The 13943-nt window shown below is 71.6% G+C and carries 13 protein-coding genes and 1 riboswitch; of the genes, 7 read left to right on the top strand and 6 right to left on the bottom strand.

Annotated features, from left to right (window positions below):
* Nucleotides 1-81: 81 nt before the first annotated feature.
* Both ACFZAM_RS02300 and ACFZAM_RS02305 read right to left on the bottom strand, forming a co-directional pair.
* Nucleotides 82-1182: a cystathionine gamma-lyase gene (locus ACFZAM_RS02300; RefSeq protein WP_391043488.1), complete on the bottom strand. Its 1101-nt coding sequence runs from the start codon at nt 1180-1182 to the stop codon at nt 82-84.
* Between the two features lie 227 nt (nt 1183-1409).
* Nucleotides 1410-1787 (bottom strand): phage holin family protein, encoded by a 378-nt coding sequence (locus ACFZAM_RS02305; RefSeq protein WP_355336636.1) that lies wholly within the window; start codon nt 1785-1787, stop codon nt 1410-1412.
* A gap of 80 nt (nt 1788-1867) precedes the next feature.
* Here ACFZAM_RS02305 and ACFZAM_RS02310 point away from each other — a divergent pair, with 80 nt between their 5' ends.
* Nucleotides 1868-2185, top strand: coding sequence for a cupin domain-containing protein (locus ACFZAM_RS02310; RefSeq protein WP_355336635.1), 318 nt, complete (start codon nt 1868-1870; stop codon nt 2183-2185).
* A 121-nt stretch (nt 2186-2306) separates the two neighbouring features.
* Nucleotides 2307-2528 (top strand): DUF5326 family protein, encoded by a 222-nt coding sequence (locus ACFZAM_RS02315; RefSeq protein WP_355336634.1) that lies wholly within the window; start codon nt 2307-2309, stop codon nt 2526-2528.
* On the opposite strand, the gene ACFZAM_RS02320 is transcribed toward ACFZAM_RS02315, so the two are convergent.
* Nucleotides 2485-3882, bottom strand: a complete 1398-nt coding sequence (locus ACFZAM_RS02320; RefSeq protein WP_391042073.1) for a YibE/F family protein — start codon at nt 3880-3882, stop codon at nt 2485-2487. The genes ACFZAM_RS02315 and ACFZAM_RS02320 overlap by 44 nt on opposite strands.
* A gap of 60 nt (nt 3883-3942) precedes the next feature.
* Nucleotides 3943-4088, top strand: a riboswitch (TPP riboswitch).
* On the opposite strand from ACFZAM_RS02320, the gene thiC reads away from it, so the two are divergent.
* Nucleotides 4081-6024 carry a phosphomethylpyrimidine synthase ThiC gene (thiC, locus tag ACFZAM_RS02325; protein ID WP_391042075.1) on the top strand — a complete coding sequence of 648 codons (1944 nt, stop codon included), beginning with the start codon at nt 4081-4083 and terminating at the stop codon, nt 6022-6024. Its footprint overlaps the riboswitch before it by 8 nt.
* 58 nt (nt 6025-6082) lie before the next feature.
* Here thiC and ACFZAM_RS02330 read toward each other — a convergent pair whose 3' ends face one another.
* The gene (locus ACFZAM_RS02330) at nt 6083-7336 is read right to left on the bottom strand and encodes a helix-turn-helix domain-containing protein (protein WP_391042076.1); all 1254 of its coding nucleotides are present in this window, start codon (nt 7334-7336) and stop codon (nt 6083-6085) included.
* A 252-nt stretch (nt 7337-7588) separates the two neighbouring features.
* Between ACFZAM_RS02330 and ACFZAM_RS02335 the strand changes: the two genes are divergently transcribed.
* The 4 genes from ACFZAM_RS02335 to ACFZAM_RS02350 all read left to right on the top strand — a co-directional run bounded on the left by ACFZAM_RS02335 (nt 7589) and on the right by ACFZAM_RS02350 (nt 11151).
* Complete coding sequence (locus ACFZAM_RS02335; protein WP_391042078.1) at nt 7589-7960, top strand: ATP-binding protein; 372 nt, start codon at nt 7589-7591, stop codon at nt 7958-7960.
* Nucleotides 7957-8457, top strand: coding sequence for a hypothetical protein (locus ACFZAM_RS02340; protein WP_391042080.1), 501 nt, complete (start codon nt 7957-7959; stop codon nt 8455-8457). The genes ACFZAM_RS02335 and ACFZAM_RS02340 overlap by 4 nt, the downstream gene beginning before the upstream one ends.
* 297 nt (nt 8458-8754) lie before the next feature.
* Nucleotides 8755-9792 carry a LuxR C-terminal-related transcriptional regulator gene (locus tag ACFZAM_RS02345; RefSeq protein ID WP_355336628.1) on the top strand — a complete coding sequence of 346 codons (1038 nt, stop codon included), beginning with the start codon at nt 8755-8757 and terminating at the stop codon, nt 9790-9792.
* Nucleotides 9793-10158: 366 nt separating this feature from the next.
* Nucleotides 10159-11151, top strand: coding sequence for a helix-turn-helix domain-containing protein (locus ACFZAM_RS02350; RefSeq protein WP_391042082.1), 993 nt, complete (start codon nt 10159-10161; stop codon nt 11149-11151).
* On the opposite strand, the gene ACFZAM_RS02355 is transcribed toward ACFZAM_RS02350, so the two are convergent.
* Nucleotides 11091-12071 (bottom strand): hypothetical protein, encoded by a 981-nt coding sequence (locus tag ACFZAM_RS02355; protein WP_391042085.1) that lies wholly within the window; start codon nt 12069-12071, stop codon nt 11091-11093. The two genes, ACFZAM_RS02350 and ACFZAM_RS02355, sit on opposite strands and share 61 nt — an antisense overlap.
* A 332-nt stretch (nt 12072-12403) precedes the next feature.
* Nucleotides 12404-13750, bottom strand: a complete 1347-nt coding sequence (locus ACFZAM_RS02360; RefSeq protein WP_391042086.1) for a metallophosphoesterase — start codon at nt 13748-13750, stop codon at nt 12404-12406.
* Nucleotides 13751-13943: the final 193 nt, after the last annotated feature.

Raw genomic sequence — 13943 nt, forward strand, 5'->3', positions numbered from 1 at the left:
AAGACACGCTTCCGCCCCCGGCGCCCACGCCTTCACCCTGACGAAGACGCGCCTCGCCCCCCGGCGCCCGCGCGCTCACCCTTATGAAGACGCCGCTTCGTCCAGTGCGCGCAGCACATCGGCCACGATGTCCTCGGGGTCCTCGACGCCCACCGAGAAGCGGACGAAGCCGGGCGGCACGGCGTCGCCGCCCCACCGTCCGCGGCGCTCCGCGGTGCTCTGGACGCTGCCGAAGCTGGTCGCCTCTGAGGTGAGGCGCAGCGCGGCCAGGAAGCGTTCGGCGTGGGCGCGGTCGGGGAGGGTGAAGGAGACGACGCCGCCGAAGCGCCGCATCTGGGTGGCGGCCACCGCGTGCGCGGGGTCGGACGGCAGGCCCGGGTGACGTACGTCCGTCACCTCGGCGCGGTTCAGCAGCTCACTCGTGAGGGTGAGCGCGTTCGCGGACTGCCGGTCCACGCGCAGGGCGAGCGTCGCCAGCGAACGGTGGGCGAGCCACGCCTCCATCGGCCCCGGAATGGCGCCGACCGTCTTGCGCCACTGCCTCACGCTCGCGTTCAGCCCGGCGTCGCGCGTGGTGACGTAGCCCATCAGCAGGTCACCGTGCCCGTTGAGCGCCTTCGTGCCGCTGGCCACGGAGAAGTCCGCGCCCAGGGCGAGCGGGCGCTGCCCGAGCGGCCCCGCGAGGGTGTTGTCGACGGCGACCAGCGCGCCCGCCGCGTGCGCGGCGTCCGACAGCCGGCGGATGTCGCACACGTCCAGGCCCGGATTCGACGGCGTCTCCAGCCACAGCAGCCGCGCGCCCTCCAGCGCCGCGAGCTGCCCGTCGCCGACGGTCGGCGCGAGCCGTACCGTCACGCCGTACGACTCCAGGCGCTCCCGCAGCGAGCGCGTCGCCTGGTAGCTGTCGGACGGCAGCACCACGGTGTCGCCCGCCCGCACCTGGGAGAACAGCACGGCGGCGACCGCGCCCATGCCGGAGGCGAAGGCGAGCGTCGCGGCGGCCGGGTCGCCGGGGCACTCCAGCTCCGAGACGGCCGCCTCCAGCCGCTCCCAGGTCGGATTCTCGTCCCGGCCGTACGTGTACGGGCCGCTGGCCTCGCCCGGCAGGTGGTAGTGCGAGACGAAGACCGGGCCGGGGAGCGAGGGTTCGTACGCGGTCGCCGGGGGCCGTCCCGCGTGCACGCTGCGGGTGCTGTCGCCAGCGGCCTCCGGCCGGGCGGCCTGATGCCGTTCGGCCGCCCGCTGTGCCGCTTCGTGTCCCGCGGACCCCTGGTCGGTCCCCCGCCCGGTCTCCTGGTTGGTCCCCAGCTCGATCTCCCGCCCGGTCTCCTGGTCGGTCCCCAGCTCGGTCTCCCGCCCGGCCCCTTGTGCCGCCCCCTGCTCGGTCCCCTTCTCAGGGTGGTGACTGGTCACTCGTCGTCCGGAAGGACGACGGCCAGCGCCCAGGAGACGATGCTGATGATCAGACCGCCGAGCACCGCGGTCCAGAAGCCGTGGACGTGGAAGTCGAGGCTGAGTTTGTCGGCCAGCCAGGAGGTCAGGAGCAGCATCAGGGCGTTCACCACCAGGGTGATCAGCCCGAGGGTGAGGATGAACAGCGGGAAGGACAGAACCTTCACGACCGGCTTCACGAGCCAGTTGACGACGCCGAAGACCAGGGCGACGAGGATGAGGGTGAGGACCTTGTGCCAGGTGCTGTCCCCGGTGAGCGTGATGTCCTTGAGCAGCCAGACGGCGACCGCGAGGGCACCGGCGTTCGCCAAGGTCTTGACGATGAAATTCTTCATGGTGTGATCGTCGCAGACCTGATCACGCAAGCAAGAGACCGGACAAGTACCGGACGGAGTCCGGACAAGGGGAGTACGCGATGAAGGTGTTCCGGCTGGACGACCTGGACGCGGAGCGGGCCGCCAACGAGGGGGCGTATCTCCGTTTCCTGCGCGAACGCACCATGTCGGCCGGGCTCTACGCGCTCAAGGCCGGTGAGAACGACCCCCAGCAGCCGCACGCCCAGGACGAGATCTACCTGGTGGTCAGCGGCCGGGCGGCGATCACCGTGGGGGAGGAGACGACCACCGTGGGTCGCGGCAGCGTCGTCTACGTACCGGCCGGGACCCCGCACCGCTTCCACCACATCACCGAGGACCTCAGGGTCATGGTGGTCTTCTCACCCCCGGAGCCCTAAGGGTGCGTTCAGGGTCGTATCCGGCCTCCTGGCCCTCCGCCGGAGGCATCGGTGGCCCTACAGTCGAAGTATCGGCGGAACACCGCCAGGACCCGAGAAGGAGAAGGAGACCGAGGACATCATGGAGAAGCTGCTGAAGGGCCTGCCGTGGTGGGTGAAGTGGGTGGCCATTCCGGTCATCGCGCTGATCGTCTTCGGCTCGCTGATCGCCAGCCTGGTGAGCATCGTCTTCGGACTGCTCTTCAAGGTGATCGTGTTCGTGGTCCTGGTCGGGGCGCTGGTGCTGGTCGTCAAGCGGGTCACCGGCGGCGGTGGCTCCTCCGGGTCGGGGCGGGACTGGTAGGTCCGGCGGGGCCGGTCGCGCCCTTGCCGCCGTTGTCGTCACCGTTCTTGCCGCCGCTCCTCTCGTGCCGGTCGGCGCTGACCACCAGCGCCGCCAGGGCCGTGGTCAGCGGCACCGAGGCGACCAGGCCGATGCTGCCCACCAGGGTGCGGACGATCTCCTCCGCCACCAGTTCGCTGCTGGCCACCCGCAGGACGCCGCTGCGCGCGATCGAGAAGAGCAGCAGCAGCGGCAGCGCGGCGCCCGCGTACGCCATCACCAAGGTGTTGACCACCGAGGCGATGTGGTCGCGGCCGATCCGCATACCGGCGCCGTAGAGTTTGCGCCAATTCGCGCCGGGATCGGCGTCCTTCAGCTCCCACACCGCCGAGGTCTGGGTGACGGTGACGTCGTCGAGCACGCCGAGCGAGCCGATGATGACGCCCGCGAGCAGGACGCCCTTGATCTCGATGCCGGGATAGAGGCTGTGGATCACGCCCGTCTCGTCCGAGGTGTTGCCGGTCAGCCGCGCCCAGTCGATGAAGACCGAGCCCAGGACGCCGATCAGCAGCAGTGAGCAGAGCGTGCCGAGGACGGCCACCGAGGTGCGGGCGTTGACGCCGTGGCACATGTACAGCGCGATGAGCATGATGGCGCTGCCGCCGACCACCGCCACCAGCAGTGGATTGTCGCCGCGGAGGATGGCCGGAAGGATGAAGAGGGTCAAGATCCCGAACGAGACGATCAGTGCGATCAGGGCCATCAGACCGCGCAGCCGTCCGACGACGATCACCGCGACCGCGAAGATCCCGGCGAGCAGCGCGAGCGGGAAGCCGCGGTCCACGTCGGTGACCGAATAGCGCAGTCCGGCGGGGGCGTTGGGCGCGTACGCGAGGACCACGCCCTCGCCCTTGGAGTAGCGGCGGGATTGGTCGGGGTGCACGATCTCGGTGAAGGTCGTCCCCTTGTCGGGCCCCGACTCGACCTCGATGGTGGCCTTCTGGCAGGTGTCGCTCGCGGCCGACGACGACTGGCCCGGGTTCTCCGCCTTGCAGGACACGTCGACCAGTCGCACCACCTTGCCCTGCCGGGTCTGCTGGTCGAAGCCGACGCCGCTGCGGGCGTGTTGGGGCGCGCCGCCCGGCCACAGCACGATCAGGCCGACGACGACGGCGGCGGCGAAGGGGACCAGGATCGCGGCGATGACCTTGCGCAGGTGCTGGGAGACCGGCGGCACGGGGCCGTGGCCGTGGCCATGACTGTGGCTGTGTCCGTGACTGTGCCCGTGGCTCGCGCCGGGGCCAGGGCCAGGGCCGTGGCCGGGGCCGTGGCCGGGTCCGGGGCCGGGACTTGGGCTCTGCGGGGGCTCTTCCACGGGCTGATCATCGCAAGATCCCTGGTGCCTGTCCTCGCCGAACCGCTACCGTGGGGGCACCTTTGCAAACGCGGGAGCTCGGAGCACCGGGCTGAGAGGGCGCTGAACCTGTTGCCGGCACGGCATGACCGCCGGGACGAACGCTGCGCCGACCGCTGAACCTGTTACCGGGTAATGCCGGCGTAGGGAGTGGGTCTCATGACCATGCAGGACGCGCACACGCCTGGATCCGACGGGGACGAATCCGCCCGTACGGAGTCAGTCGGCTCGAATCGTACGGAAGCGGACGGCTCGATCCGTACGGAGTCGGTCGGCTCGAATCGTACGGAAGCGGACGGCTCGAACGGTACGGAAGCGGACGGCTCGAACCGGACCGAAGTGGACGGTCCCGTACGGGACATCGGCTGGCACAAGTCGTACGTCGTCGGATCGCGGCCGGACCTGCGGGTGCCGGTCCGGCAGGTGCACCTCACCAATGGGAACGACGTGACGCTGTACGACACGTCGGGCCCGTACACCGATCCCTCCGTGGAGACGGACGTCCGGCGCGGGCTCGCCCCGCTCCGGGAGCACTGGATCATCGCGCGCGGCGACACCGAGGAGTACCCGGGACGGCCGGTCCGCCCCGAGGACGACGGCCTCAAGCACACCTCGCCGCGCGGCGGGCTCCGCAATCTCGACGCGGTCTTCCCCGGCCGCCCCCGGCTCCCCCGCCGGGGCCGTACCGGGACGCCGGTCACCCAACTCGCCTACGCCAGGCGGGGCGAGATCACGCCGGAGATGGAGTACGTCGCGCTGCGCGAGAACGTCCCGTCCGAGATCGTCCGGGACGAGATCGCCGCGGGGCGGGCCGTACTGCCCGCCAACATCAACCACCCGGAGATCGAGCCGATGATCATCGGCAAGCGGTTCCTGGTGAAGGTCAACGCCAACATCGGCAATTCGGCGGTCACTTCCTCCATCGAGGAGGAGGTCGACAAGATGACCTGGGCCACCCGCTGGGGCGCCGACACGGTCATGGACCTGTCCACCGGCCGCAACATCCACACCACCCGCGAGTGGGTGCTGCGCAACTCCCCCGTCCCCATCGGCACCGTCCCGCTCTACCAGGCGCTGGAGAAGGTCGACGGCCGCGCGGAGGAGCTGAGTTGGGACGTCTACCGCGACACCGTCATCGAACAGGCCGAGCAGGGCGTCGACTACATGACGGTGCACGCGGGCGTGCTGCTCCGCTACGTCCCGCTGACCGCCCGCCGCAAGACCGGCATCGTCTCGCGCGGCGGCTCGATCATGGCCGCGTGGTGCCTGGCGCACCACCAGGAGAGCTTCCTCTACACGCACTTCGAGGAGCTGTGCGAGATCCTGGCCGCGTACGACGTCACGTACTCGCTCGGCGACGGCCTGCGCCCCGGCTCCATCGCGGACGCCAACGACGAGGCGCAGTTCGCCGAACTGCGCACCCTCGGCGAGCTGAACACCATCGCCAAGCGGCACCAGGTGCAGACGATGATCGAGGGCCCCGGGCACGTGCCCATGCACAAGATCAAGGAGAACATCGACCTCCAGCAGGAGATCTGCGAAGAGGCCCCGTTCTACACGCTCGGCCCGCTCACCACCGACATCGCCCCCGCTTACGACCACATCACCTCCGGCATCGGCGCCGCGATGATCGCCTGGTGGGGCACCGCGATGCTCTGCTACGTCACCCCCAAGGAACACCTCGGGCTGCCCGACCGCGACGACGTCAAGACCGGTGTGATCACCTATAAGATCGCCGCCCACGCCGCCGACCTCGCCAAGGGGCACGAGGGCGCCCAGGCGTGGGACGACGCTCTCTCCGACGCGCGCTTCGAATTCCGCTGGGAAGACCAGTTCAACCTCGCCCTCGACCCCGCCACCGCCCGCGCCTTCCACGACGAGACGCTCCCCGCCGAGCCCGCCAAGACCGCCCACTTCTGCTCCATGTGCGGCCCGAAATTCTGCTCGATGAAGATCTCCCACGACATCCGCCGCGACCACGGCGGCCCCGTCGCCCCCGCCTCCGCCTCCGCCTCCGCCTCCGAGGCCGAGCTGGGCATGGCCCAGAAGTCCCGCGAATTCGCCGCCGCCGGCAACCGCGTGTACCTGCCGCTGACGGACTGACACCCGAGGGCCCCGGCACCCCGGTGCCGGGGCCCTCACCGGGTGGATGTGGTGTTGATCAGTCGTTGTCTTTGAGAACGGTCGCCAGCTGACGGCCCTCCTTCGCTCCTCGCCGCATGAGGACGGCGGCGGTGGTGTGGAGTTCGTTCCATGAGTGCGGGCGGCCGATGTCGGAGGCGTCCGGGACGCTCGCCAGGGCCACAGTGGCGGCGCGCGCTGATTCGCCCGATGCGGCGAGGGCGTGGGCGAGGCACGTGCGATACCAGGTCTTGTCGCGCCGGTACTCGTCCGGTAGGGCGTCGAGTCCGGCTGTCAGGTGGTCAACGGCCGATTGCCAGTCGTGCAGGTGCATGGCCGCCATGCCGCGTTGCAGGGTGAACCAGGTCTCGCCGTAGAAGTACATCCAGACCGGCTCGTCCTCCGGGTGGGCGGAGGCTCGGGTGATGATGTCCTGGGCTTCGTCCAGCAGGCGATGAGCGTCGTCGGCTTCGCCGTTGAGGGCGTGCCCTCGCGCCGCCATCTGCGTGGCCATCCCCTGTACGCCGAGCGAGGTGCCAGGAGCCGACCAGCGCGAGGCTTCGGCGAGTTTGACGCATCGCGTGCCACGGCCCCTCGACCAGGCCATGTGGGCCTTCATGTTGAGGGTCGTGGCCGCCATGTTGGCGTCCCCGGCTTCCAACGCCCATTCGTGGGAGCGGTCGTACCAGGCCAACGCCGTGGCCGCATCGTCCTGGTCCTGCGCCATCCACGCGAGGAACTGGGCGTGTTCGGCAGCGAGCCGTACGACACGGTCGGCCAGCGGGCCACGGGCGCCCGCGTACAAGTCGACGACTGTGCGCAGTTGGTGACGCATGACATCGACGAGCGGGCGTGATCCGATCTCGTCCTCGGCCCTGCGGTGTTCGGCCAGCAGCCGGTCGAGCCAGTCGAGGGTGGGCGCGTCCACCCGGCGCGAGGTCTCGACAACACTGGTGACCCGTACCAACAGGTCCTCGTCCGGTGCGATCCCGGGCAGGGCCAGGCCCGATACGGGCGCCTCGGGCGAATGCCGGTGTTTCGTAGGGGAGTTGAGGGAAGCGGGGATACCCAAGCCGTCCACGATGCGCTGGCGTACTTCGGCCGAGGTCACGCGGCGATTTCCGCGCTCGATGTCGGAGACATCGGGTTGGACGAGTCCGACGCGTTCGCCGAGCTTGGTCTGGCTCAGGCCGGTGAGCTTTCGGTACGTACGGAAGACGGCGCCCCAGTCCTCACTGGTGACCGCCGCCGCTAATTGCGGGTGGGACCACAAGATCCCGGGAGTATCCCCCATACCTCAAATATAGGACGACCCCATAGGGACATGGGATGGGTTCAGCAGGCTCTCGCCGCAAGGGTTTTGAGGGTGAGATCCGCGCGACCGGGTGAACGATCCGGTGGTGTGGCCGACCTGACGAGAGCGGGCTGACATGCGCGAGTTCATCCACCGCCATTGCGGACGTACGGGGGCTGTGCGGTGAGGACGGGAGTGCTGGAGGGGCGCCCTTCGGTCGCGGTGCATCGGTGGCGCCGCGACCCCCGCAACGTGGCCAAGGCGCGGCATGCGCTGCTGGGTCACATGGGCGAGTGGGGCATGACCGGACTGGCGGACACCGCCGTACTTGTCCTGTCGGAGTTGTTCACCAATGCCGTGCGGCACGCGCGGGGGCCGGAGGACCGGCTGGTCGAGACCCGGTACGAGCGGCTGACGGACGGCGCGCTGCGGATCGAGGTGCACGACGCCAACAGCGTCCGGCCCGAAGCCCGGGAGCCGTCCGTGGACGCCGAATCCGGGCGCGGCCTGGCCCTGGTCGACGTACTGACCGCCGGACGCTGGGGAGTGAGTGAACGCTTAGGCGTCGGGAAACTCGTCTGGGCCGTGTGCGCCGACGACACCGCTGACGAGGTGCCCCGGTGAGCCTGCGGGAAGCACTGCGGCTACGGGCACGGGAACCGTCGTACGAGGCGGGCGACCCGTGCGAGGACTGCGGCAACGCCCTCGTGCTGTGCGTTCAGTGCGGTGAGGACGTGCGCTGTCCGAACTGCGTTCCGTACGAACGGCCCTCGGCAGGGGACGAGGCCCTGCGCGCCACGGTTCGGCTGGTGCGGGACCGTCCCGAGGCGGGACTGCTGGCCGGGGCGCTGGCCTGTTCGCCGCCCGCCATGCTCGGCTGGGTCGGTATGACGTTCGTCGCACCCGGCCTGCTGCGCACCGGGGGCGCTCTGGCAGGGGCCGTCGCGTGCGGTGCCTTTCTCGCCATGGGCGCGACGGCGGGTGGGTTGCCGCTTGCCGGGGAGGCTCCCACCTGCCGGATCAACCGCACGACAGCGCCGTACGACCGCTGGTCGTGGACCGGAGCCGGGGCGGTGGCGGTCCAGATCGTCCTGGTGTCCCTCGGTGTCGCGGCTGCCTGAGCCCGCCCCGATCCTGACGGCCGCTTCGGGCACCGGCCACGCACTAGCCTGAAGCCGAAGGCCCCGGCGCGATATGTCGGGGCCCTCGGCTTGTGTACGGCCGCTTCCGCGTGCGTACGGGAGGCCGGCGGAGGCGGCTCCGGCCTTGCGGCGCAGCTTGCGGCGGGCTGGCTGGCGCTGCTCGGCGAACAGCACGAGGGGCACCTCGGTGAAGACCTGGTGGACGGGCTGTTGGGGGAAAAGGGGGGTGGGGGAGAATCGGGCGGGTCGGGTGGTGGGTGGGGAAGAGGGCAGGGGATGGGGCAGGCGAGGGGTGAGGGGCGGGATATCGAGTCCGCCGTCGTGATCTATACGGCGGTGGCGAACGGCGGTGGGGCTCCGTACGCGGGGCTGGCGGGGCTGGTGGGGCTGGACGAGGGGCGGCTGGAGTCGGGGCTGCGGACCTTGAAGGGCATGGGGCTGGTCCGGCTGGTGGAGGGGCGGGTCGAGACCGTCGACCCGGACGCCGCGCTGGCGGTGGCGATGGACACGTATCTGGGCACGGCCGCGGCGCAGTTGCGGAACGCGGCGGAGCTCAGCGAGACGACGCAGGCGCTGCTGACGGTGTTCCGGCCCGCGGCGGCGCGGCTCCAGGAGCAGGTGGTCGTCCAGAACTTCGAGGACCTGGAAACCCGGCTGAGCGCGCTGGCCGACATCGACGCCACCGCGCGGGAGTCCGTGGACTCGCTGCACCCGGGCCCGATGCCGCAGGACATGGCGGTGCTGGAGCACTCCCTGGCCGGGGACGCGGCGATGGTACGGCGCGGGGTGCGGGTCCGCGCCCTGTACCCGCGCTCGCTGCTCCAGATCCCGAAGTACAGCAAGTATCTGAACGACCTGACCGACGTGGGTGTCGGCGTCCGGCTGATCGACCACGGCCCGCACGACCTGCTGGTGGTGGACCGGCACACCGTCGTCCTGCCGGGCGTCCCGCACGTACGGTCGTCGATGACGCTGGTGCGCGGCGCGGTGCTGGCCCGCTCGTACGTCTCGGTCTACGAGGACTACTGGCTGCGGGCGAAGCCGATGCCGCACATGGCGCGCGGCGGCCAAGCCACCCCGGCCCCCGACAGCGACGACGACCCCGGCGCCGCCACGGACTTCACCGACCAGGAGCGGACCATCATCCGGCTGATGGCCAACGGCTACAGTGACGACCGCATCGCCAGGACGCTGGGCGTCGCCCGGCGCACCGTGCAGCGCGTGATGACCAAGCTGATGGAACGGCTCCAGGTCTCCAGCCGCTTCGAGGTCGGCCTGAAGCTGGCCCGGCTGCTCGACCCGGACGACCTCTGACCGGCCGCACCGTCCCCCCGCGGGCAGCACCGTACGGCCGTGCGCCGCCACCGTCCATCCACCGCACCGCGACGACCACCGCACCCGGGACACCCACCGCATCCGCGCGACCACCGCACCCGGGACGACCACCGCATCCGCGCGACCACCCTGCGCGACCACCCCACCGTACTGGTGAACCACCCCACCACCCCACCACCGAAGTGTGTCGCACTTGCGACAGTGCCCGATGTGGACAAGGCGATTCCGGCGGCTCGCGAGCATCCCCGCTTAGCATGAGCGGGGGCGCGAAATCGCAGGCCGCGGACGCCGGGTGACCCCTCACCCCCAAGGACGCGGCAGCCGAGAAGATCCGGGGGACAAGCCATGGACCGTCGTTCCGACGAGGACCCACCGCTGATCCAGGAGTTCCTGCGCGAGGCCCGCAGAAATTTCGTGGGCGAACCCGAGCCCATCACGGGCCACAACGGTTACCGCCCGCCGGGCCTGAGCCAGCACGCGGTCGCCCAGCGCCTGGGCATATCACCGCGCCTCTACCAGGACTGGGAGGGCTGCGGACGCCCCATCCCCGCCCACCGCCTCGACAGCCTCGCCAACGCGCTGCGGCTGGACTCGCGCAAGCGCGACGAGCTGTGGTTCATCGTCACCGGCGGCTACCCGCCGCGCGGCCCGGCGGAACCCGACCCCGAGGCCGTCACCGGCTGGACGTCGTACCTCCACGCGCTCCAGGTCCCCGCCCTCACCGTGGACGGCGCCTGGCGGATTCTGGAGACCAATCAGGCGTGGCGCCAGCTCTTCGAGCCCGCGGGCCAGCCGCCGCCCGCGAATCTGCTGCGCTTCGTGCTCTTCGCGCCGTACGCGCGGCAGTTGTGCGCCGAGTGGCGGACCGGCTGGGCGACGGCGTTCCTGCGCCAGCTCCGGCTCCAGGCGCAGACCGCGCACCACCAGCCGCAGACCGGGCCCGACCAGGAACTGCTCCGCGTCATCGCCGAACTGCGCGAGGACCCCGAACTGGCCCGGCTGTGGCAGGCGGAGAGCGAGTCCACCCGAGTCGCGCTGCACCATGACGGCCAGGTACGGCTGCTGCGGCCACCGGCAGGCGGTTATGTCCAGCGGGTGCGCATGCTCGTGTCGTCCCCGGCACACGATCCCCGGCGCCGAGTGCTGATGTTCATGCCCGCCGTGACGGCGCCCGGCCTGGCGGGGCCCGCCGGGACAGCACCCGGTACGGCGGCGTCCGCGACGACGGCGCCCGGCACGGCGGGCCCCGCCGTCCCGACGCTGCGCAGGACCGGCCCCTACTCGGGCGTGTTGTCGGGGCCGCCGAAGTCCGGGCTGGTGAAGTCGGGACTGCTGTAGCGCGGACCGGAGAAGCGCGGCGCGGCGGGCGGCAGCGGCGCGGCCGGGTCGGGCGCCGGACTGCTGAAGTCCGGGCGGGAGTAGCCCAGTCGCGGCATCCGGCTGAGGTCCTGCCCGGTGGCGGGGCCGGGCACCGGGCTCACCGCCGGGCCGTGCGGCGGCTCGTGGGCGCTGGTCGGGGCGAGCGCCGCGCCGGCTGCCGCGTCCTCCAGGAAGGGCAGCATCCCGCGCTCCAGCAGCGCCCGGTACCAGGCGTCGCGCGCGTCGGCGACCTCGGGCGGCAGCGCGTCGGGCGAGTCGTGTATGGCGGAGGAGCCGTCGCGCAGCGCCGTGAGCAGCAGTCCGACCGCGCCGAGCAGTATCGACGCGGCGGTGACGGCGGCGAACAGCCAGCCCGCGGTGCGCAGCGGCGACGCGATGGCGGGCTCGGGGGCCATCGCCCGCAGCGCGTAACCGATCAGCAGGAAGATCACGGCGGCGGCGCCCGCGAGCAGCGGCGTCAGGACGGCGAGGACGGCGATCAGGCCCGCGCCGGAGCCCGCGCCCTCCGCGACGCCCATCGCCGCGTAGCCGAAGGACCGGTTGTCGCGGGCGCGCGCCGACTCGCGGGCGGCCTCCCGCGACGCCTCCCGGACGCCGCGGTACGTCTCGTACTCGGCGGCCGCCGCGTCGGCGATGAGTTCGGCCGCGCCGAGCGCCAGGGTGCGCAACTGCTCGCTGTTCAGGGCGGAGTGACCGTTGGAGTGGTTCGTCCGCCGCGGGGCGGGGCGGCTCTCCGCCACGTCCCCGCCGTCCGGCCCGAGGGCCCGCTCACGGTCGGGTCCGTGATCCCGCAGGACCGTGCGCAGCGCCTCGTCCAGCGCGCGTTCAAAGTCCGGGCGGTCTTCGGTGAGCAGGTGTGGAGCGCTGGTCATGTGCATCCCCCGATGCTCCGACTCCCCGAGCGCGGCCGGTGTTCCCCGAGGGGAACCGGCCCGGTCGGCCGAGTACGCGGAGAGCGGCGTGCCTACGGATACAGCGATGGTAGAGCGGGGAGGCGAGACCGTGACAGGGTGCAACCAGGAAATCTGACGGCGCGAAATGTGCCGGACACCGACACGCCACCCCAAAGACGCCGCGCGGGAAGCCCCGGCGCGCTCCCCGCCCGTGCCTTCCGGAGCGGGCCGGTCCGTGAAACGCCGGGCCGGCACGGCGACGTGCCTGACCCGCCGGGCGACATGCCCGGCCCGCCGCGCGGAGCGCGACGGACCCGCTAACCCACCAGCGGCAGTTGGGCGACCAGCAGCCGTCCGTCCATCGTGACGCCGCCGTCCATCGCCACCGCCAGATTCTCCGCGTAGACCATCGGTCCGTTGACGGTGTGCACCCGTTCCTCGCCGTCGGCCGGATATTCGCCGCCGACCTCGCCGAGCAGGTACGGGATCGGGCTGTGCCCGTGCACGACGCGGTTGCCCCCGTAGGTGCCGAGCAGTTCGCGGGCGGCCCGCGGCCCGCCGTCGCCGCGGAAGGCGAACCGCTTGGTGAGCTTGCGGAACAGGTCCCAGCACTCGTCGGCGTCGCCGCGCTGGAGCACGCCGGTGACCGTGTCGTTCATCTCCTCGACGCTGCTGCCGTAGTCCAGATACGCGGTGGTGTCGGAGTGCACCAGCAGGTGGCCGTCGGTGACGTGGGCCGCGTCCAGCCGGGACATCCAGGTCAGATGGCGGTCCTCGAGACGGTCCATGTCGGTCGGCTGGCCGCCGTTGAGCCGCCAGGCGGCGAGGAAGGAGGCGGTGCCGCCCGTGGAGTTGACGGGGGTGTCGCCGAACCGGTGCGCGCCGAGCAGCAGCAGTTCGTGATTGCCCATCAGGGCACGGCAGTAGCCGCCCGCCGCCGCGGCCTCCGCCGAGAGCTGCATGACCAGTTCGATGACGCCGATGCCGTCGGGGCCGCGGTCGGTGAAGTCGCCGAGGAACCACAGCCGGGCGCTGCCCGCCGCCCAGTGGCCCTCCTCATCGACCAGGCCGCACTCGCCGAGCGCCGCCAGCAACTCGTCCAGATAGCCGTGCACATCGCCGACCACGTACAGCGGTCCCGGCCGGTCGCCCGCCGCGCCGTCCGCGGTGATCACCGGCAGGTCGTGGGCGGTCGGCGTGTACTCCGCGGGGACCGGGGGCGCGTCGGGTCGCGTCGGCTCGTACGCGGCGGGCCGCTGTGCGGGCGGCGCGCTGTCGTACGCGGGCGGCACCGGTGGTACGGCGGCGCGGGCCGGTTCGTACGCCGGTGCCACACCCGCCCCGCCGGTGGTCGCCGACGGCACGGGCGGTACGGGCGCGGCGGCCGGGACCGCCGATGCCGTGCCGGCCGGAGCCGGAGCCGAATCGATCAGCATGGGAGCCGGTTCCGTCGGAGCCGGAGCCGGAGCCGGAGCCGCGGCCCCGCCGTACCCGCCGGACGTCTCCCCGTAGCCGCCGCGCGGCTCGAATCCGACCGTCGGCTCAAACGCCGGAGCCGTGCCGAAACCGGCCGTCGGCTCGTGCCCGGACACGTACGCGGACGCCTCGGGACGCCAGCCTTCCGAAGTCCCGGGCTCGGGTCCCTGACCTGCCCCCTGAGTCATCGACCCCTCCACGATCGCGCCGCCATCCGCCCATCATAGGAATGACGCTGTCGCGTTGTGACATACCCAGGCACCTGGTTTTCGCAGGGCGCAGACAAACCATCCCTTAGCTCCCTCGTACGCCCGCACGATTCGTCTTCCGGCCGTCGGCGGGGGCTCGGTCACCCGTTCGGCCGATCACTCGCGGGGGTGC

It is taken from the genome of Streptomyces sp. NPDC008079, from assembly GCF_042957385.1.
In the GTDB taxonomy this organism is placed as follows: Bacteria; Actinomycetota; Actinomycetes; order Streptomycetales; family Streptomycetaceae; genus Actinacidiphila.